Source organism: Paenibacillus aceris, from assembly GCF_017874035.1.
In the GTDB taxonomy this organism is placed as follows: domain Bacteria; phylum Bacillota; class Bacilli; order Paenibacillales; family NBRC-103111; genus Paenibacillus_E; species Paenibacillus_E aceris.
Genome location: NZ_JAGGKV010000012.1, coordinates 30776 through 50827 on the forward strand (window position 1 = coordinate 30776; position 20052 = coordinate 50827).

Here is a 20052-nt window from a genome sequence, read left to right on the forward strand (position 1 = left end):
AGATGCACATTTTACCAACGATTTCTACGATGTTTATCGTGATTAGCGCCATTTTTGTCGGCTTCGGCTGGTATCATATTGTGAAAGGGAACCGGGAAACTCATCAAAAGTTGATGGTCCTTGGGGCAATTTTCGCACTGGCGTTCTTCATCATCTATATGTCACGTACGTTGTTTGAGGGCAATACCTCTTTTGGCGGACCTGAGAGTTTGAAGCTGCCGTATCATCTATTTTTATTTTTCCATATTGCCTTAGCTACAGTGGGTGGTGTTCTCGGATTAGTGACACTTTGGTTCGCCTACAAAAACAAGTTTCTCAAGCATAAAAAAATTGGCCGAGTAGCGGCAATTGTATGGCTCCTTACCGCGCCAACTGGTGTTTTGGTTTATGTTTTGCTTTACTTGATGTACCCAGGCGGAACGACGAAGCCAGTTATTGATGCTATATTCGGTTTATAAAAAGAAGCTGAACGTGTGAAGCACTCACATGGTTCAGCTTTTTTTATTAGTGTTATTGTAAGATTTTACAAGGTGACGGGCGCGTGATTTTTCAGTACCCTAAAATAATCAAATTAAGTTAGGGGTTTATTAGACACTCATGAGCAATATTCAGACATCATCTCAAGCATCAAGTAAGAAAACAGGGACGGTAGAGCGTTTTACTTCAACCGGCTTTATTTTGGCTGCAATCGGCAGCTCGGTAGGACTCGGCAACATGTGGAAGTTTCCCTACATAACGGGGAAGCATGGGGGCGCGGCTTTTTTCCTTTTGTTCATCGTTTGCTTAATTATTGTAGGATTGCCGATTTTGCTTGCAGAAATGACCATTGGCCGCGGAGGCAGGGGTAACGCTTCGGTATCATTTTTTAATTTGACCGGTAAAAAGTATTGGGGGGCCTTCGGTCTACTCTCGATCCTTACCGCATTCCTGATCATGTCTTATTATTCGGTAGTTGCGGGTTGGACGCTTCACTATACGGTAGAGTCGTTTACAGGACTTTTATTTCAAGAGGGTTCGGATTATAAAACCAAGTTTTTATCTTTCGCTTCAGGCTACTGGCCGATCTTCTGGCAAGCTGTTGTGATGCTGGTGACGGGCGGAATCATTGCGAAAGGAGTGTCCGGGGGAATCGAGAAGTTCAATAAAATTTTGATTCCGGGATTTCTGATTATTTTATTAGTGCTGATGGTTCGTTCGCTTACGCTCCCAGGGGCGGCAGAAGGAGTATCGTTTTTCTTGAAGCCTGACTTCTCCAAACTGGACGCAGAGTCTGCACTTGTTGCATTGGGGCATGCCTTTTTCTCCTTATCGTTAGGAATGGGCTGTATGTTGACCTATGGATCGTATGTGGATAAAAGACAATCACTTGGCGCGGCAACACTTGCGATTGGATTCGGTGATTTGGTGTACGCCTTCATTGCCGGACTGGTTATTTTTCCAACGGTTTTCTCCTATGGTCTTCAGCCAAGTGAAGGTGTGGGCTTGGCGTTCATGGCGCTGCCTGCGGCGTTTTCGCAAATGCCGTTTGGCTTTTTCTTCGGAGGATTATTCTTCTTACTGCTGGCTATTGCAGCACTGACTTCAGCGATTTCTATCTTAGAGGTTCCCGTCGCTTACGCTATGCATAAATGGCAGTGGAGCCGTAAAAAATCGGCAGTAATTCTATCCGTACTTTGCTTCCTGGTAGGAGTACCCTCAGGACTTTCCGTCGGAGGTGTTCTAGGAGATTTCCATCCTGGCGGAAAAAATATTTTTGACTGGATGGATTTTGTTACATCGTATGTGCTCATGCCGTTTGGCGGCTTGGTTGTCACGCTGTTTACCGCTTATGCATGGAAAAAAGCCGGCGAAGAAGCTGGCTTGAAGGGCTTCTGGTATAAAGCTTGGATGTTTTTGCTTCGCATCGTAGCACCCGTTCTCATTGTTTTTGTGTTCTTGTATTCGGTAGGTTTAATTAAATTCTCTTAAGTTGTACGTTGAAGGCAAAAGACAGCACTTGCGCTGCTTTTGTCTTCTTTGCATTTCTTTTATTTTCCAAATTCATGTAAACTAGTCATAGGCAGCAAGCAAATCCGAAAAGAAAGGTAGGTTCAGAACATGATATACCCGCTTTCGGTAGAAAATGTTTCGAAGCAGTACGGTGAGAAGACAGCTGTGAACGCCATCAACCTTCAAGTACAGCAGGGAGAGATTTATGGTCTCCTTGGTGCCAATGGTGCTGGGAAAACGACAACGATGCGAATGGTTCTTGGCCTCATTTATCCTGATCAAGGAAATATCTTGTGGAAAGGGCAGGAGTATCGCGAAGAGCTGAAGAGGCTCATGGGCTACTTGCCGGAAGAGCGAGGCTTATATCCAAAAATTAAAGTGAGCGAGCAAATCATATATTTAGGTGAGCTTCGCGGCCTATCCCGTAAGCAGGCGGAGTCAGGGCTGAAGGCTTGGCTGGATCGATTTGAAGTGCCGGAGTACTACAATAAGAAAGTAGAGGAGCTGTCCAAAGGGAATCAGCAGAAGATTCAATTTATCGCTGCCGTCATTCACAATCCTGAAATTTTGATACTGGATGAGGCCTTTAGCGGACTTGACCCGGTAAATGTGGAACTGCTGAAAACGACGGTGAAAAGCTTGCGCGATGAGGGGAAAACGATTCTTTTTTCAAGCCATCGCATGGACCATGTGGAGGAGCTGTGTGAGCATATTTGCATTCTTCATCGCTCCAATACGATTTTGCAAGGGAGCTTGAAGGAAATTAAATCGGCGTTTCCAAAAGAGAAAATCATCCTGCAAACCGAACAGCCCATTGAGGGCTTGGAGCAGCTCCCGGGCATCAAGGCTGTGGAAAGGCAGCTGAATGGGTATCAGATCCGAATCGATTCAACTGCTGATTCGCAGCAGATTTTAAGGTATGCGATGGAGCAGTCCGATATCCGGCGATTTCAAATCATGGAGCCCACGCTAAACGAAATCTTTATTCAAAAGGTGGGGAAGGCACATGAATAGTACATGGACTGTTGTAAAGTTTACCTATTTGAGCCGCTTTCGTTCCAAATCATTTCGTGTAATGAGTCTGATTCTCATTGTACTCTTATCCGTTCTCATTCATCTGCCAACCATTATGAGTAAGCTCTCCTCCCATGAGGCGACGAAAATCGGCGTGTTCGCGGGGAAGCAAGCGATGGTTGCAGAGAAGTTGGCTGCTTTTTATAATACACAGGCGAACCCGGAAATTGTCATCATTCCCTTGCAAGATGCAGGAAGCGCTGCTGCGAATGAAGCCCTTGCTAAGCAGCAAATAGCGGACAAAAAGATCAAGGGATATCTAGAGTTTACGGATACAGCCGTAGCCGGATTCCCCAAAGCTATTTATAAATCCGAAGGGACGATGGAGTTTTCGCTCAAAAACAAGCTTCAAACCGCCCTTCAGCTGGTCAAGACCGATGTAGCTTTGCAAGGAGCCGGAATCGCTCCCGATCAAAAGGCTAACATGCAAGCCCCGGTCTCCTTAGAAACCGTGCAGATTTTGATGAACAATGAAGGAGCTGCTGGCAAAACGGAATCGCAAATGGTGATGTCCTATGCGCTCGTGTATGTCATGCTGTTCATGCTGTATATGGGCGTCATCGGCTTCGGCAATATGGTGGCCATGGAAATAACCGCCGAGAAGAGCTCACGGGTTATGGAGCTGCTCATCACAAGCGTCTCACCGCTCAAGCAAATGTTTGGCAAAATCGTTGGAATCTGCTTGCTCGCGCTGACGCAGATTGCGCTCTCCATCGCTGTAGGCGCTGTTAATTTAAGCTTATCAAGCAGCAGTAAGCTCGTCTCACAGCTTAACTTGAAGTGGGAGGATCTGCAGGTTTCCCTGATCGTTTATTTCTTGATCTTTTATCTCTTGGGCTTCTTCATTTATGCCACCGTTTTCGCCGCCGTTGGCTCGCTCGTGAGCCGCACGGAAGAGGTGGGGCAGGCGATTATGCCGGTGACGATGCTGATCGTAGCCGCCTTTATGATTGCGATCTTCGGATTAAACAATCCGAATGCGGGATTCGTCGTCACGATGTCATTCGTGCCCTTCTTTTCACCGCTGATCATGTTCCTGCGAATCGGCATGAGCTCCCCGGCGACATGGGAAATATGGCTGTCCATTGTCATTCAATTGGCTTCCATCGGTGCAATGGCTTGGGTTGCAGCTAAAATCTACCGTGCAGGCGTGCTTATGTACGGCAAACGGCCTACATGGCGGGAGCTGCGCAAAGCGATGCGGGCGTATAGGGTTTAAACATGTTTAGTACGTAGGCACCTTGTGCCTGCGTTTTTTTATGTTTTCAGGCTCGAGAGAAGCCACGATTACCTTAGAGGAACTAGAGGGCGCTATTTCACTGAAAACAGCCCTATGCCAAAGCTTGAGGGAACTATGGGCCGCTATTTCGCAATTGAGGACTGTATTTGGCTCAGTCAGCTGCAATAAGTCCCTGTAGTTCTCCTAAATCGTCAGAAGTTCGGATTTTTTGGCAAATAGGGGATTGGTGTTCCGTTATGTAGGGAGACAATGAGCAACTGATTCAATAATATGGGAAATTTACTAATATTTAATATAAGATTCATGTGCATATGTTACTTTAGCCATAAATAATTTAAAAGGTTGTGGCTTATGACGCTAAGAACAAAGTTGTCTCTAATGTACTCTTTCATTTTAATGTTGACCTTGGTTGTGTTTGGAACGGCACTTTATGCTTTTTTGAATCTATCTATCTATAACGATATAAAGAAAATTTTGGCATATGAAGTGAATACTATCCATGAATCTATGTCGTATGAACTCACCGTTTCCCCAACAGCTTGGAATCTGTTTATCCAATTTGATGAACGTGAAATGCTCCAAAAAGGTCTTCTTTTTCAAATTACGAATTTTTCCAATGGCCTAGTTTCGAAATCAAACAGTTTAAACAATATCGAGCTGCCTGTACAAAGAGAAAAAGCTGAATTAGGTAAGCCTTTTTATGATCGTGTCTCCATGTATGGTTCGACAATTCTAGTTTATACTTATCCGTTATACATAAAAGATAAAATGGTAGGGACTATTCAATCTGGCGTAACGATTAACCAATATGAAAGTTTTTTTAGAAACCTTCGCATTATTTTGTATATGCTTACCATCCTAGTTATTTTGCTAACTATTCTATCAGGAGTCTACTTCTCAAAGCTATTTTTAAGTCCCATATATGTATTAATTCAAAAACTAGATCGAATAAGAAGTACAGGGGAACTATCTGAAAGAATTCATTTTCATAATTCCAAAGACGAGATCGGCCAGATCGCAGTGGCTATTAACTCCATGTTGGACAGCATACAAAACAGTTACTCGAAAATAAATCAGTTATACCTAACCCAGCAAAGGTTTACCGCCGATGCATCGCATGAGTTGAGAACACCTCTTACATCTATTTTAGGAAATGCACAATTACTGAAAAAGGTTTGGGAAAAGACGTCGGAAGCTAACATGGATCACCAGATGTTAACCAGTTCATTAGAATGTATAAACGATATTGTAGAGGAATCTGAAAGAATGAAGAAGTTAATAGGAGACTTGCTGCATTTGGCGAGATCTGACTCCGGCATAAATTTGGATTTAAGAAAAGTTGAATTGAAACCTGTCGTAGAATCGATTGTTCGTAAGGTAGAAGTGCTTCCTAAGCATGTGTCTTGGCATGTAAATGATCTTCACTTATTAGATAACGTTCATATTTGGGGGAATAGCGACTATTTACAGCAATTAATTTTCATCTTCATTGAGAATGCTTTTAAATACACTTTGGTTGGAACAGTAGAATTATATATCAAGACAAGAGATCAAATGGTAGGTATTTGCATAAAAGATACAGGAATTGGAATGGATAAATCTGAAATTCCGTATATCTTTGATAGGTTTTATAGAGCGGACCATTCAAGAGGAGAAATCGAGGGTACCGGCTTAGGATTGTCGATAGCCAAACTAATAATTGACGAACACACTGCTTCTGTTGATGTTACAAGTGCTAAAGGAACAGGTTCGACATTCACTTTATGGTTTAAGGTAATCACCGTATGAGAGACGGCTCAATTCTCTTTTGGAATTTGATCTCGATCAATTATTGTTCGAAGGCGGGCTGTCTGACCCGGCCTAAAACATAGGTAAGTCACAAGCCTGGATGAATCAAAATGCTGATTCTTCCGGGTTTATTTTTGTCGGCCAACAAAATTTATCAATTGAAAGCACAAAAATTATCATGTGAAAGCGTGTCCAATCTCTCTAAAATTAGGCTTACAAAAAGATGATCTAAGGGATAAACCTAGTCATTACAACATTATAGATCAAGGAATGAGGGGGAGCACATGAGTAACATGATGCAAAAGAGAGTGCTTGTTTTTTCTTTTCTGGCATTGCCGGTTGGATTATTACTGTTATTTCTGATTTATCCAACAGTGAAGCTGTTTGAATACAGTATGACTGACTGGAATGGGATCAGCAGGGAACTGCACTTTGTAGGATTTGATAATTATTTGAAAGCGCTCAAAATGTCGCAGGTTTGGCAATCGCTTTCGAACAACTGGCTTTATTTTATCATCCATGCGTTGTTAATTCCGTTTGAGATTTTATTAGCGGTTATGTTAAATGCCAAGATGAGAGCCAGTGAATTTTTTCGCTCTATCATTCTACTGCCCTACATCATCAATGGTGTAGCTGTCGCTTACATTTTCAGCTATTTGTACAACCCGGTGAACGGTCCGGTCAACGAGCTGTTAACGGCCGTCGGCTTGGAAGGTTGGATTCATAACTGGCTTAGTGATGTGAAAATTGTAAACTATTCGCTTGTTGCTATCTCGCTATGGCGGTTTGCAGGGTTTCATATCATCTTATTCCTGGCTGGCGTCCAGTCCATCCCGAACGATCTGTATGAAGCTGCAACCATTGACAGAGCAAATAAAGTGCAGCAGATTCGTTATATCGTTCTGCCAGGTATTCGCCGCGTCATTGAAATTATCTTGTTCTTGAATATTCGGGGAGCACTCCAAGTATTCGATATTCCTTTTCTGGTTACACAAGGCGGTCCTGGAACTTCAAGTAGCACGTTCACCATTTTCACGATCAATACAGCATTTAAGTTCAATAGTTTTGGTTTAGCTTCGGCAATGGCCATTATTTTGATGATTATGATCATCGCATTCAGTTTCATTCAAAACTTATTGATCCGTGAGAAGGGAGAAAAATCATCATGAGTATGTCCCAAACAGAGACTGCTATCAATCCAAACAAATTGGAAAAGGCTGAAATGCTTTCCTTCCTCGGTAAAACGCTTTATTACGTCATTCTAGCCATCATTACGTTAATTATTTTCGTTCCGCTGCTTGTCGTTGTTTTCGCAGCTTTCAAAACATCGCCGGAGCTCGCGGCAACATCGCCGTTTTCGCTTCCGAAGAGCTGGTCGCTTCACAATTTTGCCGTTGCGTTTGAGAAAGCGAATATGCTAGTCGGCTTTGTTAACTCGCTCAGCATGGCGGATATTACCGTAGCTTTCGACGCTGATACCATCGACTTTGTATCCGTAGATCCGTTAATTTCTGGATTTACTGAGGTTCAGACTCAAACCGACGTACCCGGCCAAATTCGGATTATCGCTGTGAGCCAAGGGAATACGGGAGTGGTAACGGCAAGCGGAGATGTATTTAAATTCAATTGGATCGCGAAGCCGAATCACCCGTCCACGACAACGAATCTGGTACTGACCAAAGTAGCTGTTTCCAACGGGCTGGGGCAGAAGTTGGATGCTACTCCCGCTAATCTGACGGTTTCGATTACGGCGATAGATAAGACATTGCTGCAGACGGTCATCGGCTTGGCGCAGTCCATTTATGATCATGCGGTAGAAGGAACCCATTTCGGACAGTATGCGGCCGGCTCCAAAGCAGTGCTGCTATCCGCGATTCAAGCTGCCACTGCCATCTATTCGGATCCTGCAGCTACGCAGCAGCATCTGGAAGACTCAGCCATTGCGTTAAACCAAGCGCTACAAGCCTTTAGCGGACAGATCATTACGGTTTATGCGCCGGGAGATGTCAATGGGGATAACGCCATCGATATTGGAGACTTAGGCAAAGCAGCCGTGCATTACGGGAAGACAGCGGCTAGCAGCGACTGGAATGAGGCGAAAAGTGCGGATATCAATCATGACAACAAGATTAGCATCGTGGATATCGTAAGTATCGCTAAACTGATCCTGCAATAACGATCTATCAGAAACGGAGGAGAAAGGAGAGCACTATCTCTATAACCAGTGCTCGGTTCAACGTTAAGTTGGCCCGGGCACTGTGCCATTTCTAGGCTTGTAAACTTTGAGTCTAATGAATAAAATGAGATTGTCGTGTTGTAGTAGGCTTATTATCGTAACGGAGGCGATCGGAATGAAGTTGGTCATGATGGGGGATTTTCATTATTCGCATCTGGGGAATGCAGCAGAGGAAGTACTTGAAGCCCAAGAGAGGGCTTATGCGGCTATGCTGCAAACGTTTGTGGAGATGGAAGCGGATTTCCATATTTCTTTGGGCGATTTGACGCACGATGGTTTACCGGGGGAGTTGGACTATGTGTTTCAGCGGTTAAAAGGCAGCGGACGCCGGTTCGTCCATGTGCTTGGCAATCATGACGCTCACTCCATGACCAAAGATGAGATTATGAGCCTGACCGCTCAACAGCGCTATCATGCGATTCACAACGAAGAGGCGACGCTCATTTTTCTGGATACCACCAAAGAAATGAACCCCTCCGATTGGGGAGGAGAGCTCGATGCCGAGCAGTTGGCTTGGCTGCAAACTGAGCTGGCGCAAGCGGGCACTAAGCCTGTCATGATTTTTGCTCATCATCCGGTGTATGGCACGACCGCTCGATCAACATTGGATAAATTGTCCATAAATCCAGAACTGGATATGAAAGCTGTCCTTCATACCGCAGCAGGTTCCGGGTTCTACTTCTGCGGGCACAACCATGAGAATTCCATCGTGAAGCAGGAGAATTGGCACTATATACAGACGGCTGCATGTCTGGATGTTCCTGCTTTTAGAATCGTTGACATCAGAGACGGGCAGGTAACAATCGACCTTGTTTCGATAGACGAACCGATGCTTGCAGACAATATGGCCTTGGTCAAAAGCAGCATGTCGGGCTTTCATCCACTCGAGGGAGCCAGAGGCAGCGAGGCGGATTGGAGCTTGGTCGTAGACGTCAAGGGTTAAGGCTCATTATCGGAAAGCTTTTGGCTAAACGAAATAAATTCACGCATGGCATAAGATACATAGTGATCCTTAGGCCAAATGATAACTAAATTCCACGGGATAGAAGGCTCTGTTAGAGGTAAGGTGAGTACCTCAGGACTGGTGATTTTGCTGCAAATGGTCTCGGGGATGATGGAGATGCCTGCCTTCGATGCCACCATCTCGGCCAACAGGTCCCACTGTGAGCTTTCATATACAACGGAGGGGTCGAATCCAACGGTTCGACAGGCATGAATCACATGATTTCGGACTGCATAGCCGCTGGGAAACAGAATAAAGGGTTCACTTCTAAGCTGCAGGAGGGACACACTGGATTGCTTTGCGAGCGGGTGCTCACGATGGATAATCAGAGCTAATTTTTGATAGATAAAAGGCAGGGTTTCAAAGGCGGACGTATCCACAGGTCCTACGACGACACCAAGATCCAGCTTGCGGTTATGAACAAGGTTTTCCACATGTTTAGCGCCTTCTTCGACTATTTGAAAATGAATGCTGGGATGTATGGTTTGGAATTTCGCGATCACGCGCGCAAAGAAAACGGAGCCAACTACCGGGGGGAGCCCGATGGTAATGGTTCCTTTTTTTAGGTTGGCCACATCATCTAATACGAGATGAAGATCTTGAACGGCCTGCACGATGACCCCGATTTGCTGAACGGCGGCCTGCCCCGAGTCCGTCAATTGGACGTACTTACCGGAACGGTCAAATAGAGTGGCGCCCAGTTCCTCTTCTATATTTTTCACCATTTTGCTAAGGGTAGGTTGGGTAAGGTGAAGGGCTTCGGCGGCCTTGGTAAAGTTCATATGTTTAGCAATCTCAAGCAGGTAATGTAACTGGCGTATATCCAAAGGATCATCCCCGACCTATAGCTTTTTTTCATTAATGTGATTCCAAATATGAATTTTACCTTGTGAGAATCTGCATGTAAACTAAAACTAAGTGAAACGTTACCAATTTCGTCACATTTTCGGGTTTGTGAAAGCGCTTCACAAATAATCATAAAGGAGACCGAACCATGTTTGTTGAGATCATTGCGATTGTGTTATCCCTAGGCCTTCTGATGTTTTTTGCTTACAGAGGTTACCCTGTTATCGTGTTCGCTCCTATTTTCACCTTGCTGGCAGTATGGATTTCGGGTATTGCCTTAATGCCGAGCTATACTGAAGTGTATATGCTGAACGCAGCCAATTATGTGAAAAGCTTTTTCCCGATTTTCTTATTAGGCGCTGTGTTTGGTAAGGTCATGGAATTGAACGGTGCGGCATCCTCTATCGCCCAATCGCTAGTGAAAGCACTGGGTTCCAAAAGAGCCATGCTCTCTGTCGTTCTTGCCTGCGGCATCCTGACGTATGGTGGTGTTTCCTTATTTGTAGTAGCGTTTGCCGTATATCCGTTCGCGGTTTCAATCTTTCGCGAAGCGAATATTCCTAAGAGATTAATCCCTGGTACCATTGCTTTGGGCGCCTTTACTTTTACTATGGATGCGCTTCCAGGAACGCCGCAAATTCAGAATATTATTCCTACAACTTATTTTGGCACAGATTCCTATGCGGCTCCAATTCTCGGTATTGTCGGCGGTCTGCTCGTATTTGGCTTAGGGTTGTTCTGGTTGGAGCGCCGGCGCAGGCAGGCCGAAGCTGCGGGTGAAGGGTATGGTCAAGGACATAAGAATGAGCCTGATATGTTGGACGATCAGAAATTTCCGAACCTGTGGGTGTCGATCATCCCGTTGGTTCTGGTCCTGGTATTTAACTATTTGCTGAGCAGAGGCTTCTTGACGGTAAATAACTGGTATTCCGCAGATCTTTTGAAAACATTTAATATCGCAAATGTGAAAACGGTTTCATCGTCCTGGGCATTGATTGTGGCCTTGCTCATCGGTATTCTCTCCGCGATTTGCATTAATGCACGCGTTGTTCACAGCAAATTGGCGGCGGGATTAACGGCTGCGGCTATGGGGGCACTACTGGCTATTTTCAACACTGCCTCTGAGGTAGGTTTTGGTAATGTGGTGAAAACACTGCCAGGCTTCAAAGCCATCCAAAGCTGGATCTTAGGCTTGAGTTCTCATCCGCTTATCTCGGAGGCCATTTCCGTGAATGTCTTAGCGGGTGTAACGGGCTCCGCATCAGGAGGTTTGTCCATCGCTTTGGAGGTCATGGGCAAACAGTATTTGGAAGCTGCAAACGCAGCCGGAATTAGTCCGGAATTGCTGCATCGGATTGCTTCTATGGCTTCAGGTGGTATGGATACACTCCCGCATAACGGGGCCGTTATCACACTTCTGGCCATTACCGGACTCACACATCGTCAATCCTACAAAGATATTTTTGCCATTACGGTTATCAAAACAGTAACGGTATTAGTGCTCGCAATCCTATTATCTATTTTTTAGTCGTACACAATGGAGGTAAACGCAATGACAAGGTTTTTGGAAAATAGAGTGGCGTTGATAACAGGCGCTGCAAGCGGTATTGGACTAGAGATCGCTCGTACTTATGCACGGGAAGGAGCCAAGGTGGTCATTTCCGACATGAATGGGGAGCAGGCGAGTCTGGCTGCGCATAATCTACAGCAAGAAGGCTATGAAGCTATAGGGATCAAGTGCGACGTAACGCAGGAGCCGCAATTTGTTCGAGCCATTGAAACAGTGGTTCAAACCTATAAACGATTAGACATTCTCGTGAATAATGCGGGGCTGCAGCATGTGGCTCCCATCGAAGAATTCCCCGTGGAGAAGTTTAATTTCATGCTCCAGGTAATGTTGACGGGCGCTTTTATCGGCATTAAATATGCGTTTCCTATAATGAAGGATCAAGGCTTTGGACGGATCATTAATATGGCTTCAATTAACGGCGTCATTGGATTTGCAGGCAAAGCCGCCTATAACAGCGCTAAACATGGATTAATTGGCTTAACGAAGGTAGCGGCACTCGAAGGAGCAGCCCACGGCATAACCGTGAATGCCCTATGTCCGGGTTATGTCGATACGCCGCTTGTGAGAGGGCAGCTGCAGGATTTAGCCAAAACGCGGAATGTTCCTCTGGAAAGTGTGCTGGAAGAAGTCATTTACCCATTGGTTCCACAAAGACGGCTTCTGGCCGTAGAGGAAATTGCAGATTACGCGATGTTAATTGCCAGCGATAAATTGCGGGGAGTCACGGGGGCATCGCTGTTAATCGACGGCGGATACACAGCCCAGTAGAGATAAATATTCAACTTAGGGATCGGGAGAGGAGATGAATCAGCATGAGCAAGCTATATTCTTCCATGGAGGAAGCTGTAGCGGATATTCGCGACGGAGCTACGCTAATCGTTGGCGGTTTCGGGCTTTGCGGAATTCCGGAGAATTTGATTGCGGCGCTTAAGAAGCAAGGAACCAAAGATTTATGCGTAGTCAGCAATAACTGCGGGGTCGATGATTGTGGACTTGGTCTTCTGCTGGCGAATAAACAAATTAAGAAAATGATTTCCTCCTACGTAGGAGAAAACAAAACATTTGAGCAGCAATTCCTGAGCGGGGAGCTCGAAGTAGAGCTGGTCCCCCAAGGTACGCTTGCCGAACGAATTCGCGCAGGCGGTGCGGGGATTCCGGGGTTTTATACAGCTTCAGGCGTAGGCACTTTAGTTGCAGAAGGCAAAGAGCATAAAGAGTTTGATGGGCGCACCTACCTGCTCGAAAAAGGGATTGTTGGCGATTTTGCCTTAGTCAAAGCTTGGAAAGCTGACCCCCTGGGCAATCTGGTTTTCCGTAAAACATCGCGCAACTTCAATCCGCTGGCGGCAACAGCCGGGAAAGTGACGATTGTTGAGGTAGAAGAAATTGTACCGTTAGGAGAACTGAATCCGGACGATATTCATACGCCTGGCATTTATGTGCAGCGGATTGTGAAGGGTGCGTCCTATGAGAAACGGATCGAGCGTCTCACCGTTCGCAGTAAGGAGGTATCGGAATGAAGAATGACCGACTATCCATTATCAAAAGCGCAGTCGAGGAAATCAAAGAGGGCATGTATGTCAATTTAGGCATTGGCCTGCCTACACTGGTAGCCAATTATATTCCCCCAGAAATGACGGTTATGCTGCAATCGGAAAATGGGCTTTTGGGCATCGGAGCCTACCCCTATGCGGGTGAGGAAGATCCGGATTTGATTAATGCCGGCAAGGAAACGGTAACGGCCGTGGCGGGCGCGTCCTTTTTTGACAGTGCAGAATCTTTCGCCATGATCCGAGGCGGCCATATTGACTTAGCGATTCTTGGCGGTATGGAGGTTGCGGAGAATGGGGATTTGGCGAACTGGATGATTCCAGGAAAAATGGTAAAAGGGATGGGGGGCGCCATGGACTTGGTCAATGGGGCCAAACGGGTCATAGTCATCATGGAACATGTGAATAAATCAGGTGAGTCCAAGGTGAAAAAGGCATGCACCCTGCCTTTGACAGGCAAGGGAGTGGTGAATCGTCTGATCACAGAACTAGCCGTCTTTGATTTTACGGATAGCGGCATGGTATTAAACAGCATTCAGCCGGGAGCGACGATGGAAGAGGTCGCGGCCCATACAGAAGCGCAGTTTACAATTAGCCCTCATCTTCAGAATGAGCTTCAGATGGGAGGGGGATTGTTATGAATAGAGAAGTCGTAATTGTAAGCGCAGTTCGTACAGCCATTGGCACCTTTCAGGGCGCACTGGCGGACATATCTGCTCCGCAGCTCGGTAGTACTGTTTTCCAAGAGGCTTTGAAGAGAGTGGGTCTAACTGACAAACAAGTTGATGAAGTCATCATGGGGAATGTACTTCAGGCAGGACTTGGGCAAAATCCGGCCAGACAGGCTTGGCTCAAGGCTGGGTATTCGCACTTCATACCCGCCTTGACGATTAACAAGGTGTGCGGATCTGGCTTGAAGTCCGTCATGCTGGCCGCACAATCTGTGAGCCTTGGCGATGCCGAGATCGTGGTGGCAGGCGGTATGGAAAATATGACGCAAGCACCTTATCTCTTGCCAGGGGTACGCTCGGGCTTGCGTTTAGGCGACAGCAACATGGTAGATTCAATGATCAAAGACGGATTATGGTGCGCGATGTGCGACATCCATATGGGCATCACCGCCGAGAATATTGCGGAGCATCATCGTCTTTCACGAGAGGAGCAGGATGAATTCGCTGCATGGAGCCAGCTGAAGGCGGAACAAGCCATTGCATCAGGCAGATTCAAAGATGAAATTGTGCCGGTAGCTATCCCGCAAAGAAAAGGCGATCCGATGCAGTTCGCGCAGGATGAGTTTCCTCGGGCAGGTACGACGGCTGAGATCCTTGGCAAGCTTCGTCCGGCGTTCAAGAAAGAGGGCACGGTCACAGCGGGGAACGCATCAGGCATTAATGACGGAGCCGCAGCTCTTGTTGTTATGTCTGCAGATAAGGCTAAGGAACGTGGATTGAAGCCTTTAGCTCGAATTAAAGGTTATGCAAGCGCAGCCTTAGATCCGTCGATGATGGGCATGGGGCCGGTTGATGCTGTTCGCAAACTGCTCCGTAAAACAGACGTGTCCTTAGACAGCGTTGATTTATTCGAGCTGAATGAAGCTTTTGCTTCTCAGTCTTTGGCTGTTGGTCGCGAGTTGGGCGTTGCGCGCGAGAAGTTAAATGTCAACGGCGGATCGATTGCCCTTGGGCATCCGATTGGCGCCAGCGGAGCTCGCATTCTGGTTACGCTGCTGCATGAGTTGGACAAAAGAGACGGCAAACTGGGTGTGGCGGCGTTATGCATTGGCGGCGGACAAGGAGTAGCGATGTTGGTGGAGCGAGGATAAGCGTGCAGGTAAGGCATGAACCCCCCATAAGGAGAGCACTTGAAAGGTGATGTCACCTTGTCGAAGTACTCTCGATATGGGGGGATTTGTTTATTCGTTAACCATGCGATTGGTTAAGCTGCCTAATTTCTCAATAGAAATCGTTACGACATCGCCGTCTTTTAAATAAACGCGCTTATCAACCGGATCGCCGAGCACGACGCCTTCCGGTGTTCCTGTGAGAATGATGTCTCCGGGGTATAAAGTCATATGCTGAGAAATATAGCTGACAACCTCGTCGCAGTGGAAAATCATATCCGCTGTATTCGAGTTTTGACGCACCTTGCCATTAACCGTGGTGCTGATTTTCAGGTCATTCGGATTGCCGACCTCGTCTGCTGTAACCAAGTACGGCCCGAGCGGGCTGAAGTCATCGCATGACTTGCCGAGCAGCCATTGTGCAGTGCGCATCTGCAGATCGCGCGCGGAGAGATCGTTCACGCAGCAATAGCCGTAGACATGCTCCAGCGCTTGCTCTTTGGAGACATATTTAGCCTGTTTCCCGATGACGATGACGAGCTCGGCCTCATAATCGACTTCCTTGGTTACACGGGGAAGGGCGATGTCATGCCCATGTCCTGTCAGCGTATTGTTAAATTTGTTAAAAAGAATCGGATACTGCGGGATCGGGGCATTCGTTTCTTCCGCATGCTTGCGGTAGTTAAGCCCTACGCAAATAATTTTGCCGGGTTGCGTGACGCATGGACCGTAGTTGAGGGATGCTTCGCTGAGCAGAAGAGAATCGCGGTCTTTGCTTTCAAGGGCAAGGTTCACAAGCTGATGAAGTGCATCGGTAGCGGAAGTACCGCCTTCAATGGCTTCCATTACCGTGGTAGGAACAGTGAACGCAGGGGACAACTGTTGGACGGCTTGAACGACATCGAGCACACCGGAATCCGTTTGAATGCCGAGCGTGTGCGAGCTATTTTTGCTAAATGTAAGCAGTTTCATAAGAGAACCTCCTGAATAATTGAATGTATGAGGGCATGAAAAGCATGAATGAAATGTATGCACGAACAAGTGCAGCAGCCGATAAAATTAGGCGTTCTTGCCGAAAGTCACGCCGCCGTCAATATAAAGCGGTGAGCCCATCATGAACTTGGAATCATCAGAAGCGAGGAACAAAGCGGCTAAGGCGACGTCATCAGGACGTCCCATCTCGTTGCTCAGTTGTCTGGATTTCAAAGACGCGATCGCAACCTCAGGATCGTCATACGAGGTGCGGAGATAATTTTCAACAAAAGGGGTCAAAATCGTCCCGGGAAGCAGCGCATTCACCCGAATGCCATAGGAAGCATAATCCACCTGCATGGATTTGGTTAGCGCAAGAACGGCGCCTTTCGTTGCAGCATAAGAGGCGCGGCGGGCCAGTCCGATCTCGGCAATGCAGGAAGACATATTGATGATAGAACCTGATTTGCGTTCCATCATATGGGGGAGAACGTGCTTCGAAGGGAGGAAGACACCCTTCACATTAATGCTCATGATGCGGTCCCACGCGTCAGGCTCCAGCTCGTGAAGAGCGCCGACGCCGCTAATTCCCGCGTTGTTGAAGAGCACGTCAATTCGGCCGTAGGCCTGAATGATTTGTTCGACCATCGCCTTGACGGAGTCGGAGTGGGTAACATCCGCTTGTATGAAGCGGGCTGCTCCGCCGGCCCCGATAATTTCATTTACAGTCTCGGTACCTTTGACTTCGTCGAGATCATTCACGATGACCTGAGCGCCTTCCCGGCCAAATAAGAGAGCCGTACTTTTGCCAATTCCTGAAGCTGCGCCTGTGATGAGAATGACTTTGTTGTGCAACCGCATGTTCAATTCTCCTTTGCTATTCGGATAGTTGATGAGCCAGCTTACAAACTTCTTCTATACAGATCTGCTTCTTCTGTTCCCACTGAGGTAACATCATCGAGCAGCTGACAGCGGCAATGACTTTTCCTTCGCTATTTCGAATTGGAGCGGCTGCGCAGCTGAATCCGATGACAGCTTCTTCCAAATCGAGCGCAAAGCCTTGGGTGCGTATTTGCTCCAAGTTTTTTTTCAAGGCTTGCAAAGAGGTAATGGAATGCACAGTTAGCTGAGAAAACGGCTCTTGATTCGCGCCGAAAAGCACTTCAAGCTCCTCATCGCTGAGATCCGCCAGCATGACCTTGCCAAGTGCAGTAGCATGGGCAGGCAGCCGCATGCCTGGTCCTGAAGCGAGCCGGACAGGTGTGGGCGCTTCCTCTTTGGCGAGATAGAGTACTTCGTTACCGTCCAATCGGGCAAGCTGCAGCGATTCCCCGAGCTTCAGTTTAGTGAGGGAAGCTTCTTTGTGGAACGACTCGTTCAAGTCACGATGCTGTATAGCCGCATGGCCCAAGCGAGACAGCTCCCGTCCCAGACGGTAGGTTTCGCCAGCCTCTTTCTCGATCCATCCCAAGTTCTCCAGCGTTAAAAGCAAGGAGTACATTGAGCTTTTGTTGATGCTGAGCGACCGCGATAGATCGATGAGTTTCAGCTGACCGGGCTGCAGTGAGATTTCCTTGAGTATGAGGTGAGCACGTTCAATAGCCGGAACGCGATACTTATCATCCAATCGTGGGCCTCCTAATTCAGTTGGTTTTATATACAAAACTAAGTTTAATGATTAAAACCATCATAGCATAGACCAACGGAAAAAACGAGTGGGAAGATGGAAGCTGCTGTCACCTGAAGGCCGTACAGGCGGTATGGGATTGCGAAAAGGGGAGGGCGAGTGCGAGAGCAGGAGCATGAGCAAGAGCAAACGCAAAAAAAACTTGCAACACTGCTTTGTAGCAGTGTTGCAAGGGCTATATTGAGGCAAGGCAACTAGCGGCTTAGCTCCCCTTTTGGAACATGACTGACAGTCAACACGAACTACCTTGCGCCCGGTATGAACTGTTTCACCCATCCGCCGAAACTTTGCGGGTTTCTCGTTTGAATGAGCACCACGCCTTCGCCGCGGAACCGGCATACTACGCCTTCACCGCTTGTGAAGCTCGACAGCCAGCCTTTGGCTGCTTTCTCAATCGTATACTGCGTATAATCCGGCCATGCGACCAGGTGCCCGTTATCAATGACTACCTCTTGTCCAGGCGCAAGATTAATGGCATGAATAGCTCCGTAGGAGGAGAGGAAAACGGTGCCTCTACCGCTAATTTCAACGATAAAGAAACCTTCGCCTGACATGAAGCCGCTCATTAGGTTTTGCATTTTGGTATTCACCTGAATGCCGGAGGTTCCGGCGAGAAAGCCGTCCTTTTGCACGTACAGCTTGTACGATCCGTCAAGCTCGACAGCTTCAATGTCGCCGATCACCGAAGGTGCCAATAGAACTTCACCGCTTCCCCGAGTTGGCGTCAGTTCTTGGAAGAAAAATTTCTCGCCGCTCAGCATTCGGCCAAGTCCGCGCATAATGCCGCCATCTACAGTTCCTTTGAGCTCAACGTTGGGCGACATAGAGACCATGGCTCCGGCCTCCGCCTTAATGTTTTCACCAGCTTCAAGCTCCACGCGCAGCATAGGGAATGCGCCTTTATATAAAATTTCGTGTTTCATAATCCATCCTCCAAAAATTGGTATAATTTGAATAACAAAGTGGTCAACCCGTCTTTGACGGGCGTGCAGCCTCTAAACTGCGATTCGAGTAAACGAATATGGCACAAAGCAGCAGGATGCCCATCGTGACATAGAACACCGACTTGAACCCATACGCCGCTGCAAAATGACTGCCAAGCAAAGGGCCAATCAGATTGCCGAGAAATAGCGAAGAAGTGTTAAATCCATACGCGGTCCCCTGAATTTGGGTGGGGGCCAGTTTTAAGACAAGCACGTTCAGGGAAGGGATCATGCCTCCGATGAACAATCCCAGCAGGAATCTTCCGACCAGCAGCATCGTAATACCGCCAGCAAAAGCCTGCGGAATGAAGGCTATAGCCGCCATCGACAAGGCAATGACCAGCGTTTTGCGCTGACCGATACGGTCCCCAAGCCTGCCTAAGGTTGGAGCGCCAAACAAGTTGGCGATACCTGTAATCGCTACTACTAACCCGGCGAGCAGCTCTAAATGATTACCCGAGTATAGCGTCTTGGCGTAAACCGTCACAATCGGCTCGATGCTCATCATCCCGATTTGCGTAATCAACGAAGCGGCAAATACCGGCAGCAGAGGCCGAAAGAGGCGCCATTCCGTGCGTTGGCGTGCTTTTTTCGGAGCAGGAACTTTGCGTTCCTCATGGATGAAAATCATCACAATGAGACTTGCGCAGAGCATGAGACCGCCTGTGAAAAAGAACACATGGCTGTAACCGATCATTCCGGCCAGCAGGCCCCCGATCAAAGGGCCGATGAGCGATCCGGCGATTGATCCCGTCTGCAGCGTGCCGAGCGACTTTCCGGAATGTTCCGGCGGTGTCAGAGAGGCTTGCAGCGAGACGGCCATCGAGATGAAGCCGGAGAAAAAGCCATTCAACAGCCGAAGCGCAAGCAGCTGCCATGGTTCCGTGACAATCCCCATCAAGGCGGTCACAACAGCCATGCCAAAGCCGGCGCGAAGCAGCATAATTTTGCGTCCGCGGCGATCCGCGATGGCGCCCCAGAGGGGCTGCGTCAGGAACGAGGTGATAAACTGGGCAGCAACGATCCAGCCTGTCCAGCGCACGACATCGCCTACCTCGTGTACCCCAAGTTGACCAACGTAGAGCGGCAGAAACGGAAGAATAAGGTTCATGCCGCACATGATGGAAAAGTTAGCCCCCCATAATATCCATAATGACTTTTTCCAATGTAAGGGTGTAGGCATCAGAGAGGCTCCTTAACTTTTTTTCCAGTATAGCATACTTCACTTGGAAGCCATTTATTGGGGCATGGAAAATAAAAAGGCCATCCCAAAA

The 20052-nt window shown here is 47.4% G+C and carries 19 protein-coding genes; 13 read left to right on the forward strand and 6 right to left on the reverse strand.

Annotation, left to right across the window (positions count from 1 at the left end; all coding sequences use genetic code 11):
- Positions 1 to 2: 2 nt before the first annotated feature.
- From J2Z65_RS20880 to J2Z65_RS20915, 8 genes are all read left to right on the forward strand, one after another.
- On the forward strand, positions 3 to 458 hold the full coding sequence (locus tag J2Z65_RS20880; RefSeq protein WP_167051683.1) for a DUF420 domain-containing protein: 456 nt from the start codon (positions 3 to 5) through the stop codon (positions 456 to 458).
- A 139-nt stretch (positions 459 to 597) separates the two neighbouring features.
- Positions 598 to 1968, forward strand: coding sequence for a sodium-dependent transporter (locus tag J2Z65_RS20885; RefSeq protein ID WP_167051685.1), 1371 nt, complete (start codon positions 598 to 600; stop codon positions 1966 to 1968).
- A 132-nt stretch (positions 1969 to 2100) separates the two neighbouring features.
- Complete coding sequence (locus tag J2Z65_RS20890; RefSeq protein WP_167052111.1) at positions 2101 to 3003, forward strand: ATP-binding cassette domain-containing protein; 903 nt, start codon at positions 2101 to 2103, stop codon at positions 3001 to 3003.
- Complete coding sequence (locus tag J2Z65_RS20895; protein WP_167051687.1) at positions 2996 to 4282, forward strand: ABC transporter permease; 1287 nt, start codon at positions 2996 to 2998, stop codon at positions 4280 to 4282. Before J2Z65_RS20890 ends, J2Z65_RS20895 begins: the two co-directional genes overlap by 8 nt.
- A gap of 372 nt (positions 4283 to 4654) precedes the next feature.
- Positions 4655 to 6091: a sensor histidine kinase gene (locus J2Z65_RS20900; protein WP_167051689.1), complete on the forward strand. Its 1437-nt coding sequence runs from the start codon at positions 4655 to 4657 to the stop codon at positions 6089 to 6091.
- A gap of 284 nt (positions 6092 to 6375) precedes the next feature.
- A complete protein-coding gene (locus J2Z65_RS20905) occupies positions 6376 to 7260 on the forward strand; it encodes a carbohydrate ABC transporter permease (protein ID WP_167051691.1) in 885 nt (294 codons plus the stop codon).
- The gene (locus J2Z65_RS20910; RefSeq protein ID WP_167051693.1) at positions 7257 to 8267 is read left to right on the forward strand and encodes a cohesin domain-containing protein; all 1011 of its coding nucleotides are present in this window, start codon (positions 7257 to 7259) and stop codon (positions 8265 to 8267) included. The genes J2Z65_RS20905 and J2Z65_RS20910 overlap by 4 nt, the downstream gene beginning before the upstream one ends.
- 175 nt (positions 8268 to 8442) lie before the next feature.
- On the forward strand, positions 8443 to 9270 hold the full coding sequence (locus tag J2Z65_RS20915; RefSeq protein ID WP_167051695.1) for a metallophosphoesterase family protein: 828 nt from the start codon (positions 8443 to 8445) through the stop codon (positions 9268 to 9270).
- Here the strand turns inward: J2Z65_RS20915 and J2Z65_RS20920 are convergent.
- Positions 9267 to 10157, reverse strand: a complete 891-nt coding sequence (locus tag J2Z65_RS20920) for a LysR family transcriptional regulator (protein WP_167051698.1) — start codon at positions 10155 to 10157, stop codon at positions 9267 to 9269. The genes J2Z65_RS20915 and J2Z65_RS20920 overlap by 4 nt on opposite strands.
- A gap of 167 nt (positions 10158 to 10324) precedes the next feature.
- Between J2Z65_RS20920 and J2Z65_RS20925 the strand changes: the two genes are divergently transcribed.
- The 5 genes from J2Z65_RS20925 to J2Z65_RS20945 are packed head-to-tail and all read left to right on the forward strand — an operon-like array spanning position 10325 to position 15118.
- Entirely contained in the window at positions 10325 to 11704 is a 1380-nt protein-coding gene (locus tag J2Z65_RS20925; protein ID WP_167051700.1) for a GntP family permease, read from the forward strand.
- A 24-nt stretch (positions 11705 to 11728) separates the two neighbouring features.
- On the forward strand, positions 11729 to 12514 hold the full coding sequence (locus tag J2Z65_RS20930) for a 3-hydroxybutyrate dehydrogenase (RefSeq protein ID WP_167051702.1): 786 nt from the start codon (positions 11729 to 11731) through the stop codon (positions 12512 to 12514).
- 44 nt (positions 12515 to 12558) lie between these two features.
- Positions 12559 to 13266, forward strand: coding sequence for a CoA transferase subunit A (locus J2Z65_RS20935; protein ID WP_167051704.1), 708 nt, complete (start codon positions 12559 to 12561; stop codon positions 13264 to 13266).
- Entirely contained in the window at positions 13263 to 13937 is a 675-nt protein-coding gene (locus J2Z65_RS20940) for a 3-oxoacid CoA-transferase subunit B (RefSeq protein ID WP_167051706.1), read from the forward strand. The genes J2Z65_RS20935 and J2Z65_RS20940 overlap by 4 nt, the downstream gene beginning before the upstream one ends.
- Positions 13934 to 15118, forward strand: a complete 1185-nt coding sequence (locus J2Z65_RS20945) for an acetyl-CoA C-acetyltransferase (protein ID WP_167051708.1) — start codon at positions 13934 to 13936, stop codon at positions 15116 to 15118. The genes J2Z65_RS20940 and J2Z65_RS20945 overlap by 4 nt, the downstream gene beginning before the upstream one ends.
- Before the next feature lie 90 nt (positions 15119 to 15208).
- Here the strand turns inward: J2Z65_RS20945 and J2Z65_RS20950 are convergent, their stop codons facing one another.
- The 5 genes from J2Z65_RS20950 to J2Z65_RS20970 all read right to left on the reverse strand — a co-directional run bounded on the left by J2Z65_RS20950 (position 15209) and on the right by J2Z65_RS20970 (position 19961).
- A complete protein-coding gene (locus tag J2Z65_RS20950) occupies positions 15209 to 16108 on the reverse strand; it encodes a fumarylacetoacetate hydrolase family protein (protein ID WP_167051710.1) in 900 nt (299 codons plus the stop codon).
- A gap of 87 nt (positions 16109 to 16195) precedes the next feature.
- The gene (locus tag J2Z65_RS20955) at positions 16196 to 16969 is read right to left on the reverse strand and encodes an SDR family NAD(P)-dependent oxidoreductase (protein WP_167051712.1); all 774 of its coding nucleotides are present in this window, start codon (positions 16967 to 16969) and stop codon (positions 16196 to 16198) included.
- Between the two features lie 16 nt (positions 16970 to 16985).
- On the reverse strand, positions 16986 to 17735 hold the full coding sequence (locus J2Z65_RS20960; protein ID WP_167051714.1) for an IclR family transcriptional regulator: 750 nt from the start codon (positions 17733 to 17735) through the stop codon (positions 16986 to 16988).
- 302 nt (positions 17736 to 18037) lie between these two features.
- Positions 18038 to 18718 (reverse strand): TIGR00266 family protein, encoded by a 681-nt coding sequence (locus tag J2Z65_RS20965; RefSeq protein WP_167051716.1) that lies wholly within the window; start codon positions 18716 to 18718, stop codon positions 18038 to 18040.
- A gap of 43 nt (positions 18719 to 18761) precedes the next feature.
- The gene (locus J2Z65_RS20970; protein WP_167051718.1) at positions 18762 to 19961 is read right to left on the reverse strand and encodes an MFS transporter; all 1200 of its coding nucleotides are present in this window, start codon (positions 19959 to 19961) and stop codon (positions 18762 to 18764) included.
- Between the last annotated feature and the right edge of the window lie 91 nt (positions 19962 to 20052).